Origin of the sequence: Ensifer sp. BR816 (genome assembly GCF_000378985.1) — a bacterium.
Taxonomy (GTDB): Bacteria; Pseudomonadota; Alphaproteobacteria; order Rhizobiales; family Rhizobiaceae; genus Sinorhizobium.
Window position 1 is genome coordinate 2,072,960 of sequence record NZ_KB905370.1, and the last position, 14,106, is coordinate 2,087,065.

13 protein-coding genes are annotated in these 14,106 nt (G+C 62.7%); 11 read left to right on the plus strand and 2 right to left on the minus strand.

Features of this window, described 5'->3' with window-relative positions:
* Positions 1 to 83 precede the first annotated feature (83 nt).
* The 9 genes from speB to RHIBR816_RS0109985 all read left to right on the plus strand — a co-directional run bounded on the left by speB (position 84) and on the right by RHIBR816_RS0109985 (position 10,055).
* Complete coding sequence (gene speB / locus RHIBR816_RS0109945; protein WP_018236382.1) at positions 84 to 1,142, plus strand: agmatinase; 1,059 nt, start codon at positions 84 to 86, stop codon at positions 1,140 to 1,142.
* Positions 1,143 to 1,256: 114 nt separating this feature from the next.
* Entirely contained in the window at positions 1,257 to 2,336 is a 1,080-nt protein-coding gene (locus tag RHIBR816_RS0109950) for a PotD/PotF family extracellular solute-binding protein (RefSeq protein ID WP_018236383.1), read from the plus strand.
* 191 nt (positions 2,337 to 2,527) lie between these two features.
* Positions 2,528 to 3,565 carry an ABC transporter ATP-binding protein gene (locus RHIBR816_RS0109955; RefSeq protein ID WP_018236384.1) on the plus strand — a complete coding sequence of 346 codons (1,038 nt, stop codon included), beginning with the start codon at positions 2,528 to 2,530 and terminating at the stop codon, positions 3,563 to 3,565.
* Positions 3,562 to 4,416, plus strand: coding sequence for an ABC transporter permease (locus tag RHIBR816_RS0109960; RefSeq protein WP_018236385.1), 855 nt, complete (start codon positions 3,562 to 3,564; stop codon positions 4,414 to 4,416). Before RHIBR816_RS0109955 ends, RHIBR816_RS0109960 begins: the two co-directional genes overlap by 4 nt.
* Positions 4,413 to 5,213, plus strand: a complete 801-nt coding sequence (locus tag RHIBR816_RS0109965; protein ID WP_018236386.1) for an ABC transporter permease — start codon at positions 4,413 to 4,415, stop codon at positions 5,211 to 5,213. The genes RHIBR816_RS0109960 and RHIBR816_RS0109965 overlap by 4 nt, the downstream gene beginning before the upstream one ends.
* A complete protein-coding gene (locus tag RHIBR816_RS0109970; protein WP_018236387.1) occupies positions 5,210 to 5,989 on the plus strand; it encodes a carbon-nitrogen hydrolase family protein in 780 nt (259 codons plus the stop codon). Before RHIBR816_RS0109965 ends, RHIBR816_RS0109970 begins: the two co-directional genes overlap by 4 nt.
* A 108-nt stretch (positions 5,990 to 6,097) precedes the next feature.
* On the plus strand, positions 6,098 to 7,051 hold the full coding sequence (locus tag RHIBR816_RS0109975; protein WP_026186828.1) for a ring-cleaving dioxygenase: 954 nt from the start codon (positions 6,098 to 6,100) through the stop codon (positions 7,049 to 7,051).
* A gap of 135 nt (positions 7,052 to 7,186) precedes the next feature.
* On the plus strand, positions 7,187 to 7,750 hold the full coding sequence (locus RHIBR816_RS0109980) for an NADPH-dependent FMN reductase (protein ID WP_026186829.1): 564 nt from the start codon (positions 7,187 to 7,189) through the stop codon (positions 7,748 to 7,750).
* A 217-nt stretch (positions 7,751 to 7,967) separates the two neighbouring features.
* Positions 7,968 to 10,055 carry a VCBS domain-containing protein gene (locus RHIBR816_RS0109985; protein WP_018236390.1) on the plus strand — a complete coding sequence of 696 codons (2,088 nt, stop codon included), beginning with the start codon at positions 7,968 to 7,970 and terminating at the stop codon, positions 10,053 to 10,055.
* 141 nt (positions 10,056 to 10,196) lie between these two features.
* Here RHIBR816_RS0109985 and RHIBR816_RS0109990 read toward each other — a convergent pair whose 3' ends face one another.
* The gene (locus tag RHIBR816_RS0109990; protein ID WP_018236391.1) at positions 10,197 to 11,753 is read right to left on the minus strand and encodes a VOC family protein; all 1,557 of its coding nucleotides are present in this window, start codon (positions 11,751 to 11,753) and stop codon (positions 10,197 to 10,199) included.
* A gap of 68 nt (positions 11,754 to 11,821) precedes the next feature.
* Complete coding sequence (locus RHIBR816_RS0109995; protein ID WP_018236392.1) at positions 11,822 to 12,682, minus strand: SDR family NAD(P)-dependent oxidoreductase; 861 nt, start codon at positions 12,680 to 12,682, stop codon at positions 11,822 to 11,824.
* A gap of 152 nt (positions 12,683 to 12,834) precedes the next feature.
* On the opposite strand from RHIBR816_RS0109995, the gene RHIBR816_RS0110000 reads away from it, so the two are divergent.
* Together RHIBR816_RS0110000 and RHIBR816_RS0110005 are read left to right on the plus strand one after the other, a co-directional pair.
* Positions 12,835 to 13,587 (plus strand): Crp/Fnr family transcriptional regulator, encoded by a 753-nt coding sequence (locus RHIBR816_RS0110000; protein ID WP_018236393.1) that lies wholly within the window; start codon positions 12,835 to 12,837, stop codon positions 13,585 to 13,587.
* Positions 13,588 to 13,710: 123 nt separating this feature from the next.
* Positions 13,711 to 14,094 (plus strand): response regulator, encoded by a 384-nt coding sequence (locus RHIBR816_RS0110005; protein ID WP_018236394.1) that lies wholly within the window; start codon positions 13,711 to 13,713, stop codon positions 14,092 to 14,094.
* The last annotated feature ends 12 nt before the right edge of the window (positions 14,095 to 14,106 follow it).

The window sequence follows — 14,106 nt, forward strand, 5'->3', positions numbered from 1 at the left end:
CTGTATTGCTCGGCAGCACCGCGAGTTGCGATCGGTGTTGCGACGCTTTCATTCCCCGGCGAATGACAAGGAGGCTCCGGCGCATGGCCTGGGATGAGAAAAAGCTCGGCGAATTGAAGGCGAAGTATGGCGAAAGCCATGGCGGCGAACTCTTCGATCCGACCTTCCGCAAGGTGGCGGACAAGATCTTCACCAAGAGCGGCACGCGGCTCGCGCCCTATTCCGGCATCCCCACCTTCCTGACCGCGCCCTATATGCCAGTCGATGCCGAGCAGCCGGATTTCGGCAATCTGCAGGTGGCAATCGTCGGCATCCCCATGGACCTCGGCGTCACTAACCGCCCGGGCTCCCGCTTCGGACCGCGGGCGCTGCGCGCCATCGAGCGGATCGGGCCGTACAACCACGTTCTCGGCTGCGCGCCAGTGCATGATCTTAGGGTGGCCGACATCGGCGACGTGCCTTTCCGCAGCCGCTACCGGCTGGAACTCAGCCATGAGGACATCGAGAAGCGCCTCAACCAGATCGTCGATGCCGGCGTCGTGCCGCTCTCAGTCGGTGGCGACCATTCGATGACCCATCCGATCCTCAAGGCGGTCGGCAAAAGAGAGCCCGTCGGCATGATCCATATCGATGCGCATTGCGATACCGGCGGCGCCTATGATCTCACCAAGTTCCATCACGGCGGCCCGTTCCGCAATGCCGTCCTCGACGGCGTGCTCGACCCGACGCGGGTCATCCAGATCGGCATTCGCGGCTCGGCCGAATATCTTTGGGAATTCTCCTACGAGTCCGGCATGACGGTGATTCATGCGGAGGAAGTCACCGGCCTCGGCATCCCCGCCATCATCGAAAAGGCGAAGAAGATCGTCGGCGACGGCCCGACCTATCTTTCCTTTGACATAGACAGCCTCGACCCGAGTTTCGCGCCCGGCACCGGAACGCCCGAGGTCGGCGGCCTGACGACGCGCGAGGTGCTGGAGCTGATACGCGGCCTCAAGGGCGTCAATATCGTCGGCGGCGACGTTGTCGAGGTCGCCCCGCAATATGACGCTACGACCAATACCGCCCATGCCGGCGCCCAGGTGCTCTTCGAAATCCTGAGCCTGATGGTCTTCAGCCCCAGCGTCGTAAGCAAGGGGTAAGGGCTGCAAGATCGCGCTAACCGCGCGAGGAACGCGTGTAATTTCCACTGGACGGTTATAAAATTCAAGATAACGGGAACGCGGCGACTGCCGTCAAAACAAAGGAGACATGCAATGAACATCAGTTCCATCAAGCGCCGCACGCTGCTGGGGGCGGGGCTCGCCGGTGCATCGATGCTGGCCATGCCCGCGGTGCTGAGAGCCCAGGACAAGTCGCTGAAAGTCGGCGTCTATGGCGGCTACTTCAAGGACTCCTTCGACAAGAACATCTTCCCGGAGTTCACCAAGGCGACGGGCATTGCGGTCGAGTCGATCGCCGAACCGACGGGCGAGGCCTGGCTGGTCCAGCTCGAGCAGGCCGCCCGGGCGGGACAGGCGCCGGCGGACGTTTCGATGATGTCGCAGGTCGCGATGCTCAAGGGTCAGGCGACCGAGCTGTGGACGCCGATCGACATGGCAAAGATCAAGCATGCGTCGGACCTGCTCGACCGCTTCGTCAACAAGTATCCGGACGGCCGCGTTGCCGGTGTCGGGGCTGTCTCCTGGTACATCACGCTCGTCACCAACACCAACGTCTATAAGGAAGCGCCGACCTCCTGGACGGCTCTCTGGGATCCGGCAAACGCCGACAAGCTCGGCCTGCTGGCGCTGGTTTCCAACTCCTTCCTGCTCGAAGTGACCGCCAAGACTCACATGGGCGGCACCAATGCGCTCGACACTGAGGAGGGCATCCTGAAGGCGTTCGAGAAGCTCGCCGAAGTGAAGCCGAATGTCCGCCTCTGGTACCGCGACGAGGCGCAGTTCGAGCAGGCGCTGAAGTCGGGCGAAATCCCGATGGGCCAGTACTACCATGACGTCACTGGCCTTGCCGCTGCAGACGGCCACCCGGTGCGCTCGACTTTCCCAAAGGAAGGCGGCATCCAGGATTCCGGTTGCTGGGCCCTCTCGCGCGCCTCGCAGAAGTCGGAGGAGGCGCATATCTTCATCGACTATATGTGCCAGCCCGCCATTCAGGCGACGCTGTCGCGCAAGGTCGGAACCTCGCCGACCGTCAAGCGCGAGTCGACCGATCTGACGGACAAGGAATTTGCCGCCGTGTCGTCCGATATCGAGCCGATCGTCCCGCGCTACGATCTCTATCAGACGAAGTCCGATTGGCTGAACCAGAAGTGGACGGAACTGATCGTCGGCTGATGAGGCAACGAAAACGTGCCCGCCCTGAAGATTCGGGGCGGGCACGGATGGCTCGATGCACGATCCCTTAAAGCGCAAGCGTTTTGGGGATAACCTATGCGGAAATTCAAGAATGCTGCTGTGCCGTATCGCCCGCAACTGGACGGGGCGCGGCCGGCATCCGCGCATGAGGCGCGAGAGCAGGGGAACACATGTCGGGACTTGCCCTTCAGAACGTCGTCAAGGAATTCGGAGCCTTCCGGGCCGTCAACGACGTCGACCTCACCGTGCCGCACGGCACATTCGTCTGCATGCTCGGCCCTTCCGGTTGCGGCAAGACGACCCTTCTGCGGATGATAGCCGGGCTCGACCTGCCGACCGCGGGCGCCATCCGGCTCGACGGCGAGGACATCACCCGGGTGCCTACGCACAAGCGCAATCTCGGCATGGTGTTCCAGTCGCTGGCGCTCTTTCCGCATCTGACGGTCGGCGAGAACATCGCCTACCCCTTGCGCATCCGCGGTGCGCCGAAGGAGGAGCAGAAGAAGCGGGTCGACGAGCTCCTGTCGATGATCCATCTTCCCGGCTATGCGGACCGGCCGGTTTCCAAGCTGTCGGGCGGGCAGCGCCAGCGTGTGGCGATCGCCCGGGCGCTGGCGATCTCGCCGAAGCTCTTCCTGCTCGACGAGCCGCTCTCGGCACTCGACGCCAAGCTGCGCGAGGCGATGCAGGTGGAGCTCCGGCAATTGCAGCAGAAGCTCGGCATCACCACGATCGTCGTCACCCATGACCAGCGCGAGGCGATGACCATGGCCGATACGGTGGTCGTCATGAGCGGCGGCGAAATCCGCCAGGCGGCCTCGCCGATCGAGATCTATCGCCGGCCGGCCGACAGTTTCGTTGCCGACTTCATCGGCCAGACCAATCTGATCGAAGCCGAATCCGATAGCCGGAACCATGTGACCGTGCTCGGTCAGCCGGTGCCGGGGCTGCAATTGCCGACAGGCGCCGCCAAGGCGACGATCTCGATCCGGCCGGAAGACGTTCACCTGACCGCACCAGGGGCCGGGGCGCTGACCGGCACCGTCACTTTCGTGCGCGACCTCGGCGGCACGATCGAGACCTTCGTTGATGTCGCCGGCCGCCAGATCGTCGCGGTCTCGACGCCGCGGGAGCGTCCGGAGGTCACGGTCGGCCAGCAGGTGGGCGTGGCCCTCACGCCGGATGTTTGCGTGGTGCTGCGCAAATGAGACGCGAACCGCCCCAGACCCTCGGCGATTATTCGCCGCTCCTCTTCCCCGCGGCGATGCTCACCATCTTCTTCGTCGTGCCCTTCGGCACGATGATCGCCGTCAGCTTCTTCCAGCGGCAGCAGGGTGGGTTCTACACGCCAGCCTTCGTCTTCGACAATTACGAGCGCTTCCTTTCGGCCTTCTTCGGCGGCGTGCTCGGCTTCTCGCTGATGATGGCGATCGCGGTCGCCATTTGCTGTGTGGTGCTGGCACTGCCGTTCACCTATCTGCTGACACGCATGGCGCGTCGCGTGCAGATCGTCTGGCTGGTCGCGCTGCTCTCGATCCTGTCGCTCTCCGAGGTCATCATCGGCTTTGCCTGGTCGACGCTGTTCTCGCGCACCGCCGGCATCACCAACATTCTCGTCGCGCTCGGCCTGATGAGCGAGGCGAAGGCTCTGACGCCGAGCTTCGCGGCGGTGCTGACCGGCATGGTCTACCAGGCCTTTCCCTACACGGTGCTGGTCCTGTTTCCGGCGCTCGTCCGGCTCGACCCGACGCTGACCGAGGCAGCCCGCACGCTCGGTGCCTCGCCGCTCAAGGCCTTCTTCACCGTCGTCGTGCCGGCGCTCAGGAACACCATCGTCGCGACGCTGATCATGGTCTTCATCTTTGCACTTGGCTCCTATCTGCTGCCGCAGCTTCTCGGCCGGCCGCAGCACTGGACGCTCTCGGTGCTGATCACCGATCAGGCGATCTACCAGTCGAACATGCCCTTTGCCGCCGCCATGGCCGTGTTCCTGGTGCTGGTGACGCTCGGCCTGGTGGCGCTGACGGTGATTGCTGGACGGAAGGGAGAAGCGGCATGACGTCCGTTTTCCGCAAGTTCTACTTCTTCCTGATCGGGCTTTTTCTCGCCTTGCCGCTGATCGTCGTCGCCGGCGTCTCGGTCAACCAGAAGCAGACGCTCGCCTTTCCGCCGGAAGGTTTTTCGACATCCTGGTACGGCGAAATTTTCCTGAACCCCGAATGGCGGAACGCTCTCCTCGCCTCAGTGACGCTCGCGGTGCTCTCTGCCGCACTCGCCGTCGCCATCGCCTTGCCGCTCGCCTGGTTCCTGTGGCGGCGGGTGGCGCCCTGGGCGAACATCTTCCAGCTCCTCGGCGTCGCACCCTTCACGCTGCCGCCGGTGATCACGGCGCTTGGCCTGCTCACCTTCTGGGCGACCGCCGGCTTCTACGGCCAACCCTGGACGGCGGTGGTCAGCCACGCGATCTTCTTCGTGACCTTGCCGCTTGTGACGCTGTCGCTGGGCTTTACCTCGATCGATCGCTCGCTGGTCGAGGTCGCCGCGACGATGGGCGCCGATGAGCGGACGATCTTCCGCACTGTGGTGCTGCCGCTGATCCTGCCCTATATTGTCTCGGGCTACGCCTTCGCCTTCGTGCTGTCTCTCAACGAATATATCGTCGCCTATATGACCGTCGGGTTTACGATGGAAACGCTGCCGATCAAGATCTTCAACGCGCTGCGCTACGGCTACACGCCGACCATGGCTTCGGTAACCGTCCTCTTCGTTTCGACGGCGGCGGTCATCTTCGGTCTCGTCGCCCGCTTAGGCGACCTGCCGAAGCTGCTCGGCGCCATGGCATCCGATCAAAAATGATGAAGCTCGCGGCCCTGCAGATGAAAAGCGTTGGCGGCGATCTCGCCGCCAATCTCGCCCGTATCGAGGGCGCGGCTTCCGAGGCCGCGGCCAAGGGGGCGACATTGCTGGTGACACCCGAACTCGGGATTACCGGTTACGGCGCGGGTGAGGACATCCGCGCGCTCGCGGAGCCGGCCGACGGGTCGACCGTTGAATCTTTGCGGCGAATTTCCCGCGACGCCGGCATCGCCATCATCGCCGGCTTCGCAGAACGGGAAGGCGCGGCCGTCTACAACAGCGCCGTCCATGTGGATGGCGATGCCGCGCCGACGATCTACCGGAAATCGCATCTCTATGGCGACTACGAGCGCGCGCTGTTCACACCCGCGGCACCCTCGACGCGCCTCTTCGAACATCGCGGCGTCACCTGCGGCATGCTGATCTGCTACGATGTCGAATTCCCGGAAAATGTCCGCCGCCTGGCATCGGCCGGTGCCGATGCCGTGCTGGTGCCGACCGCACTTCCGGCCGGCTGGTCGGGCACCTTCATAACCGATCACATGATCCAGACCCGGGCCTTCGAGAACCAGGTCTTCGTCGCCTATGTCAACCATTGCGGCTCGGACGCGATGTTCTCCTTCGCCGGTCTTTCCTGCATCGCATCGCCTGACGGACAGGTGATGGCGAAAGCCAATTCCGCCGACGAAATCGTGATCTATGCGGAAATCGACCCGCAAGCCTTTGCCATTTCACGAGCGGAGAATACCTACCTCAAGGACCTCAGACGGGTCTGATTTCGATCGTTCGCTGTCAAGGAACAATCCGTTCGAGCCGTCCCCACTTGCAGAATGCTTGGCCGGACGCCGATATTCGGCTCAACGGAAGGCATCAGGAGGGCAATCATGAGCTTGCAACTGACAGGTATTCACCACTTGACGGCGATTACCGCGAACGCGCCCGAAAATCTGCGCTTTTACACGAGGACCCTTGGGCTGCGGCTCGTTAAGAAGACCGTCAACCAGGACGACACCTCGGCCTACCATCTCTTCTACGCCGACGGGAAGGCGACGCCGGGCTCGGATCTGACCTTCTTCGATTGGCCGGTCGGACCGGAAGGGCGCGGGACGCACAGCATCTCGCGCACCGGGCTCCGCGTCGGCAGTGCGCAAAGCGTGGAATGGTGGAAGCGGCGCTTTGACGAGCTCGACGTGTCCTCAGGCGAGGTCGGCGAAATCGACGGTCGGGTTTATCTCGATTTCGAGGACGGTGAGGGCCAGCGGTTCCTACTAGTGGACGACGGCGGGCTTCAGCCTTCGCATCCCTGGGAAAGGAGCCCGGTGCCGGCCGAGCACCAGATCAGGGGTCTCGGGCCGATCACCATTAGCGTGCCGGATATCACCAATACGGCGCTGGTGCTCACCCATGTTATGAACATGCGCGAGGTGCGCCACTATCCCTCGCCGGACGGAAACGGCAAGGTGCATGTGTTCTCGATGGGCGAGGGCGGGGCGGCGGCCGAACTCCATGTCGCGGTCCAGCCGGGCCTGCCGATCGCGCGGCAGGGAGCGGGCGCCGTCCACCACGTCGCCTTCCGCGCGCCCGACGTCGACCATCTGCACCAGTGGACCGAGAGGCTGAAGGGCTTTCATCTGCCGTCGAGCGGCGAGGTGGAGCGCTTTTATTTCCGTTCGCTCTATTTCCGCGAGCCGAACGGCATTCTGTTCGAGATCGCCACGGACGGCCCCGGCTTTGCCGTCGACGAGCCCTTGGAGTCGCTCGGGGAGAGCCTGTCGCTGCCGCCCTTCCTGGAGCCGAAGCGGGAGCAGATCGAGGCGCGGCTGAAGCCATTGGAATAGCACTGGCGCGTCCGTTTTCATATTCGCCCCCACAAGCGAAGCCGGTGCGATCGCTGCCTTTCCTTTCGTCTCCTCGCGCCTAGTTTTTTGCAATTAGGAATTCGCGACCGAACAGACCGGAGGATGCACATATCGATGACGAAACTACTCGGCATATCGGGAAGCCTGCGCAAGGCTTCCTTCAACACCGGCCTGCTCACGGCTGCAAGATCGGTCGCGCCCGAGGGGGTCGAGTTCGAGACCGCGACCTTGCATGGCATTCCGCTCTATGACGGGGACGTCGAGGCCGAAAGCGGCGTGCCGGCTCCGGTAGAGGTGCTGAAACAGCGGATCATCGGGGCGGACGGCGTCATTCTCTTCACGCCGGAATACAACAATTCGATGCCCGGCGTTTTCAAGAACGCGATCGACTGGCTGAGCCGCCCGCCGGCCGATATTCGCAAAGTGTTCGGCGGTCGGCCGTTCGCCATCGCCGGCGCCTCGCCCGGCAATTTCGGGACGATCCTCAGCCAAAATGCCTGGCTTTCCGTGATGAGAACGCTCGGCGCCGAGCTCTGGTCGGGCAAGCGGCTGATGGTGCCGAAGGCCGCGACGCTCTTCGACGGCCAGGGACAACTGACTGACGAAGAGACCCGGGAGCGGCTGCGCACCTTCGTCCAGGCTTTTGCGGAATATGTGGCGGCGGTGAAAGCGCATTAGAGCGGGGCGCAGCGGGTTTCCGCTGCGATAAATCAAGCGATCTATAAAAACTACTTCCCTTTTACAGGCGATGTGGTAGAAATTCGCAAAGAGACAAGTTGATCCGTCTTTTTTAAGGGAACACAGAGCTTTATCCTCGAACGGTATCGGTCTAAAGTCTCTCTGAATTTTGATATAGTCATTTTTATATAATTCTTTTTGATTAAGAGGTACTTTAATGGCTACGCAGAGCGGCGGCGGCAGTGCGACTTCGTTCACCAATACTCCACAGGCACAGGACGATAGCTACGTCTGGTCAGAAGACCAGATCCTCAATCTGCAGAACTACAACCCGGTCAGCAACACCATCATTCTCGACGTGATGGCGAACGATCTCGGTGGAAAAGCCAAGTCCCTTTTTTCGGTAGACGACGGCGACGGCAATCCGATCACCGCAGATTATGAGCTACTCGCGAAAGACGTCGGATCGACCGGCGCGTCGGCCTGGGAGAAGACGCTGCTCGGCAACTGGGTCAGAATCAATAACGGGAAAATCGAATATCGTCTGAGCGACGGAAGCGGAACTCCCGGGGCCGGCGTCGATATCAATTCCCTCTCGGCCGGCGAAACCATCAAGGACAGCTTCGTCTACGCGATACGGCTCGGCAATGGTACGTTGAGCGAGGCGAATGTGTCGCTCACGCTGACTGGTGCCAACGATGCGGCGGCGATCGTCGTCGACGCGAGCATTGCCGACGACCGGGCGGTCGTCGAGGCAGGCGCCGCCGGCAGCGGCGATCCGGATGCCTCCGGCAGGCTCAGCATTTCGGATGTCGATGCCGGCGAGGCGGCGTTCCGGACGCCGGCATCGCTCGACGGCGTCTACGGCAGCTTCAGCTTCGACGCGGCGACCGGCGCGTGGAGCTACATCCTCGACAACGGCCGGGCGGCGACGCAGGCTCTCAAAGACGGTCAGCCGGTCAGCGACACGCTGACGGTGACCTCGCTGGACGGCACCGCCAGCCATGCGATCGTCGTCGACATCACCGGCAGCAACGATGCGGCGGCGATCGTCGTCGATACTTCTGTTGTCGATGATCGTTCGGTCAGCGAGGCGGGGATCGCAGATTTCGGTGACCCGGATGCCTCCGGCACGCTGAGCGTCTCGGATGTCGACGCCGGCGAAGCGGCGTTCCAGGTTCCGGTCTCGCTCGCGGGCATCTACGGTAGTTTCAGTTTCGATGCAGCGACGGGCGAGTGGGATTATATACTCGACAACGAGCGGGCGGCGACACAGGCGCTGAGCGCGGGCCAGACCGTCAGTGACACGCTGACGGTCACCTCGCTCGACGGCACCGTCAGCCATGCGATTGGCGTCGACATCACCGGCGCTGACGATGCGTCACCGAGGCAGGCGCCGACGGACATCAAATTGACCCCCGTCGTCGCGACGGACGCCCCCAATTTCAATAATTTCGAGTTCATCGGATCTCTGAGCGCGGCCGATCCCGATGCAGGCGCATTCGTCTTCAGCATTGCTTCGCAGTCGCATGCCAGCTTGTTCTCGATCAGCGGCAACACGCTGCGTTCCGAGGATCTGGCACCAAACGGCACATTTACGGTGACCGTGAAGGCGATACAGACCGGCGACCCGGCCGGGGCGGCATACGAAAAAACCGAAACTTTCACGATCGTTACGGGCAGCAACGGCAATACCGCGGACAGCCCAAGCGGAGGATCGGGTGACGACGTGCTCTATGGCGGCAGCGGCAGCGACATGGTGTTCGGCCTTGGCGGAGACGACACCTTGTTCGGCCAGGGCGGAAACGACACGTTGAACGGGAGTGCTGGCAACAATGTGCTGAACGGGGGTGGAGGAAACGATACCTTCGTCTTCCAGAAGCTCTTCGGCACAAGCAATCATGTCAACGACTTCAGTGCCGGGACAAGCAACACATTCGTCGACAGGCTTCAGTTCGACGTCGGCAGCGGGACGTTTGAATTCGCCGTCGGCAACAACAATACGGCAGTTGACGGTTTCAAATCGGGGAGCAACGGGACGATCAATGCAGCCGGCACGGAACTGGCGGTGAAGACGGACGCAGACGTATCCAACGCAACGGTCCAGAGTACGATCGACGGCTACGGCACCATAACGACCGGTGCATTGTTCGTGTTCTACAACACCGATCTCGGTCATGCAGCCGTCTACTACGATGCGAATGCGAGTGCGGCCGGCGGCGCGGTGCTCGTCGCGGAACTGGACAATATCGCGACGCGCAACGCTCTCGCGAACTTCAATTCCGGCGACTTCCTGTTTGTATAGTCGCATTTGGCGAGCTCGCAGGAGTCCCATTGCGAATAATGGAAGCCAGTGTCACCTGGCTTCCTCTTTCTCGACCGAGGGAGAAGTGGAGCTGGGGCGCCGATGCTCATCCGGGACGCCAGCCGGCGGAGACTTTCCGGTTTAGAAGCCTTGTTCGGTCAACCACGGGCGGATCACCGCGACGTCTTCCGGGCCGATGCCGTGTCCGGTGTCGAGGTCCACCGCCTCCAAATTCGCGCCGCTTTCCTGCAATTCCGCCTTCAACTGCGGCGCATGCCTGCCGTAGATGTCGTCCTTGCCCGTCAGCATCAGGACGTTCGTGCCCGATAGGTCCGCCTTCGGCGCATCCTCGAGGGCCGCCATGGCTCGCATCAGCACCGCATTCCTGATCACGCCCGGATGGAGCAGCATGACGGCCGCCAGCAGATTGGCGCCGTTCGAATAGCCCACGAACACGGTCCTTGCGAGATCGAGCCCGTACGCCTCGCGCGCCTCCTCGACGAAGGCGGCGAAGGCCTCCGCTTCCGAGCGGATGTCGCACTGATCGAATGTGGTCATCGACAGACGGCGGAACCAGCGGGGAAAGCCCTCCTCGGTGCTGCGGCCGCGCACGCCCATCAGCGTCGCGCGCGGATCGAGCTGGTGCCCGAAGGGGAGCATGTCGGTCTCGTTGCCGCCGCTGCCGTGCAGCAGCACGAACGTCCGCTCGTTCATCCGCTCCGGATGATGGAAGCGGTGGATGAAGGGCAGGTCGCGGAGCGTCAACCGCGGCTCACCGGGAAGTGCGAATTGCGGCAACCGGACCACGGTCGCGGCCGGATCGCTGCTCAAATGCGGTGGCAGGAAGAGTTTTGAACCGAGCGCGTCCGGAAGTTCATCGACCGCAAAGCCGGGGCCGTCGGTGGCGAGCTCGTAAAGCGAGCCGCCCGGCTCGCGCACATAGAGCGAGAAGAAATACTTCCGGTCGTGGGCATTGGTGGCGCCGGCATGTTCCTGCTCGAGGTCGGCGCGCACGGCGAGCACGGTCGCCTCGTCCGGGGCGCGGAAGGCGATGTGGTCGATCGTGCCGGTGCCGGGTGCGGCAGCCCAGAAGCCGGTGGCGTCGCGCACGTCGACGACGTCGCCGGATGAAGAGACGAGGCGATGGATCGTTTCCGTCGCCACAGCCTCCCGATACCCGAAATGGCTCCGAAGAAAATGCGCCGTTTCCTTAGGCTTTTCGGTCAGCACGGTCGTCCCACGCAGGCGGCGGATCGAATCCGATTCGGGAATGTCGCGGCTCGCCCAGGGCGCCGGCTCGGCGAGCGCGTCAGTGCCGACCAGCTTGACGATCACCCCGTCCGGATCCTTGAGCCGCAGCGCCGGTTCGCCGAACTCCTGTACCGGGCCGCTTGCCTGAATATTGAATTGCAGGGCGCGCGTCAGCCAGAAGCCGATGCTGTGCGTCGGGACGGCGAAGGCGATCTCGCTAGGCTGGCCGGCGCCGACGCGCCCCGGTGAGCCATCCTCCCAGATCAGGAAGGAGACGAGCGAGCCGGGCGACCCCGACGCATCGCCGTAGAAGAGGTGCAACTGATTGGGATCCTCGAAACCGCCGGTTCGCTTGACGAGATGCAGGCCGAGAAATCCGACATAGAAGTCGACATTTGCCTGGACCCTGCGACTGATCAGCGTGATGTGGTGAATGCCGCTGGTCACGGACTTAGCCCTCCTTGCCGCCATCGTGGCGGTTCATTGCCAAAGGATCGATCAAGCCGGTCTGCGGATCAATCCCGATTTCCGGTGAGGAAGGAGCGGAACGCCTCGCCGTGCTCGGAGTGCCAACGGGAAAGGGGAGGGCGGTTCTCGACGATGTCGCCGGCCGCCCAAAGGATGCGCTTTTCATCCGTGGACCTTTCGACTTCATTGTCGGGGCAGAGGATGTAGAAATCGCCGCGGGCAAGGCTTTCCAGCATGAAATCGACCGTCTGTTCGGGTGTCCAGGCGCCGGCCGGCTTTTCGGTGCGGCCATGCGCAGTCAGCGCCGTGTAGACGAAGCCGGGGATCAGCAGATGCGCATTGACCTGGCAGTTCTCGGTGTTGCGCAGCTCGTGCTGCAGCGCCTCGGTGAAGACCTTCACGCCCGCCTTCGCAACATTGTAGGCCGGATCTCCGGGCGGCGTGGTGATGCCCTGCTTGGAGCCGGTATTGATGATCAGCGCCGGCTCGCCATGGGCGATCATGGCGGGTGCGAAAATGCGCGAGCCGTTGATGACGCCCCACAGATTGACACCGAGCACCGATTCCCAGTTCTCGAGTGGGCCGAACATCGAGCTGCCGGGCTGAACGCCGGCATTGTTCATCAGCACATGCACATGGCCGAACCGCTCGTGCGTCGCCCGCGCCAGGGCGACGAGCTCGTCGGGCCGGGAGACGTCCGTGGCGATTGCAGCGACGTCCGCCGCCCCGCCGGGGGCAAGCTTCGCTACTTCCGCCGCGGCCGCCTGCAGCCGCTCGCCGGCGAGGTCAGCAAGCACGACCTTCATGCCGCGATCGGCAAAACATTTTGCTGCGGCAAGCCCAATGCCGGAGGCGGAGCCGGTGACGACGGCGACATTGTTTTTGGCGATGGCGGAAAAGGACAACATGGTTCACAATCCTGCTTGCGACGGACGATCGACGAGAGATAGGGCCCGGCGGCGCACAAGTCCATGAGGGATGGGCCGCCGACACTTCTTCGAAATATCCTCCCGCCTGCCCGGTCGCTGAGTGCGTGCGTTCACCTCCCGCGAGACATTCCATGGCTTTTGAAGGCAAGTTCGGCAAAGGCATACCGTGTCGGGACTGTCCCCTGCGGCCGCTCGAGGTGTTCCGTCCCTTCACGGCTGAAGAACTCACCTTTGTGTCGGACTTCAAGATCGGCGAGCAAACGGTCGAAAGCGGCGGGACGATCCTTGCCGAGGGCGAGACGAGCGCGCATCTGTTCACCGTGCTTTCCGGCTGGGGCTTCCGCTACAAGATGCTCGACGACGGCCGCCGGCAGATCCTGAACTATGTGATGCCCGGCGACATCGTCGGACTGCAGGGCAGCCTCATGGGCGAGATGCAGCACTCGATCGAGGCGCTGTCGCCGGTCACGCTGTGCGTGTTCAAGCGAAGCAGGCTCGGCGAACTCTACCGGGGCTATCCGGAACTCGCCTACGACCTGACCTGGATCGCGGCCCGCGAGGAGCGCATTTTGGACGAGAACCTCTTGAGCATCGGCCGGCGTTCGGCACTCGAACGGGCGGCCTATCTGGTTGCTTTTCTCTATCAGAGGGCGGAGACGCTGGAGCTTTTCCGTGGTGGCCGGGGCGTCATTCCCATCACCCAGCAACATCTTGCCGACACGCTCGGCCTGTCGATCGTGCACACCAACAAGACGCTCAGGAAACTGGCCGCGCTCAAGCTCATCCGCTGGGCCGAAGGAGGGTGCAATGTCCTGCAGATCGACGGCTTGTTGTCCCTGGCTGGATGGGAGGGGCTAAGGGAACTGAAGAGGCCGCTGATTTGACGCGGAATACGTCGTTCGAAGGACGCGATATGTCTTTTTTAAATGCCACGTCTGTCCGTCTGGCCTAGCGTGCGCGAAGTGGTCGGTTCTCGGCAGAACGAGGAGACCGAGGGATGCTAATAGATGACAAGTCAGATTTCGCCGGCCATCGAATCGGTCCTCGTTCTCGAGGATAATTTCCTCATCGCCATGGATATGGGAGAAATCCTCAATGCGCTCGGCGTCAAGAGCGTGCACATCGCCACCAGCGTTGAAAAGGCGATGGAGATCGTCGCGGCACATCCGGTCGACTTCGCCGTTCTCGATATCAATCTCGGCGACGAGACAAGCTTCGCCGTTGCCGAATTGTTGATCGGCCGGGGCATCAATTTTGGATTTACCAGCGGGTATGGCGATTTGCTGGCCCTGCCGAGCCATCTCCGCGACATTCCGAGGATCGAAAAGCCTTTCAGCGAGGGCAGCCTCAGCAGCCTGATAGTGGCCGCCTTCCGGCCGGGAAATCCCTGATCCTACCCGCCG

Coding starts and splice junctions, on each gene's coding strand:
- speB (WP_018236382.1), top strand. CDS start 84: ATGGCCTGGGATGAGAAAAAGCTCGGCGAATTGAAGGCGAAGTATGGC.
- RHIBR816_RS0109950 (WP_018236383.1), top strand. CDS start 1,257: ATGAACATCAGTTCCATCAAGCGCCGCACGCTGCTGGGGGCGGGGCTC.
- RHIBR816_RS0109955 (WP_018236384.1), top strand. CDS start 2,528: ATGTCGGGACTTGCCCTTCAGAACGTCGTCAAGGAATTCGGAGCCTTC.
- RHIBR816_RS0109960 (WP_018236385.1), top strand. CDS start 3,562: ATGAGACGCGAACCGCCCCAGACCCTCGGCGATTATTCGCCGCTCCTC.
- RHIBR816_RS0109965 (WP_018236386.1), top strand. CDS start 4,413: ATGACGTCCGTTTTCCGCAAGTTCTACTTCTTCCTGATCGGGCTTTTT.
- RHIBR816_RS0109970 (WP_018236387.1), top strand. CDS start 5,210: ATGATGAAGCTCGCGGCCCTGCAGATGAAAAGCGTTGGCGGCGATCTC.
- RHIBR816_RS0109975 (WP_026186828.1), top strand. CDS start 6,098: ATGAGCTTGCAACTGACAGGTATTCACCACTTGACGGCGATTACCGCG.
- RHIBR816_RS0109980 (WP_026186829.1), top strand. CDS start 7,187: ATGACGAAACTACTCGGCATATCGGGAAGCCTGCGCAAGGCTTCCTTC.
- RHIBR816_RS0109985 (WP_018236390.1), top strand. CDS start 7,968: ATGGCTACGCAGAGCGGCGGCGGCAGTGCGACTTCGTTCACCAATACT.
- RHIBR816_RS0109995 (WP_018236392.1), bottom strand. CDS start 12,682: ATGTTGTCCTTTTCCGCCATCGCCAAAAACAATGTCGCCGTCGTCACC.
- RHIBR816_RS0110000 (WP_018236393.1), top strand. CDS start 12,835: ATGGCTTTTGAAGGCAAGTTCGGCAAAGGCATACCGTGTCGGGACTGT.
- RHIBR816_RS0110005 (WP_018236394.1), top strand. CDS start 13,711: ATGACAAGTCAGATTTCGCCGGCCATCGAATCGGTCCTCGTTCTCGAG.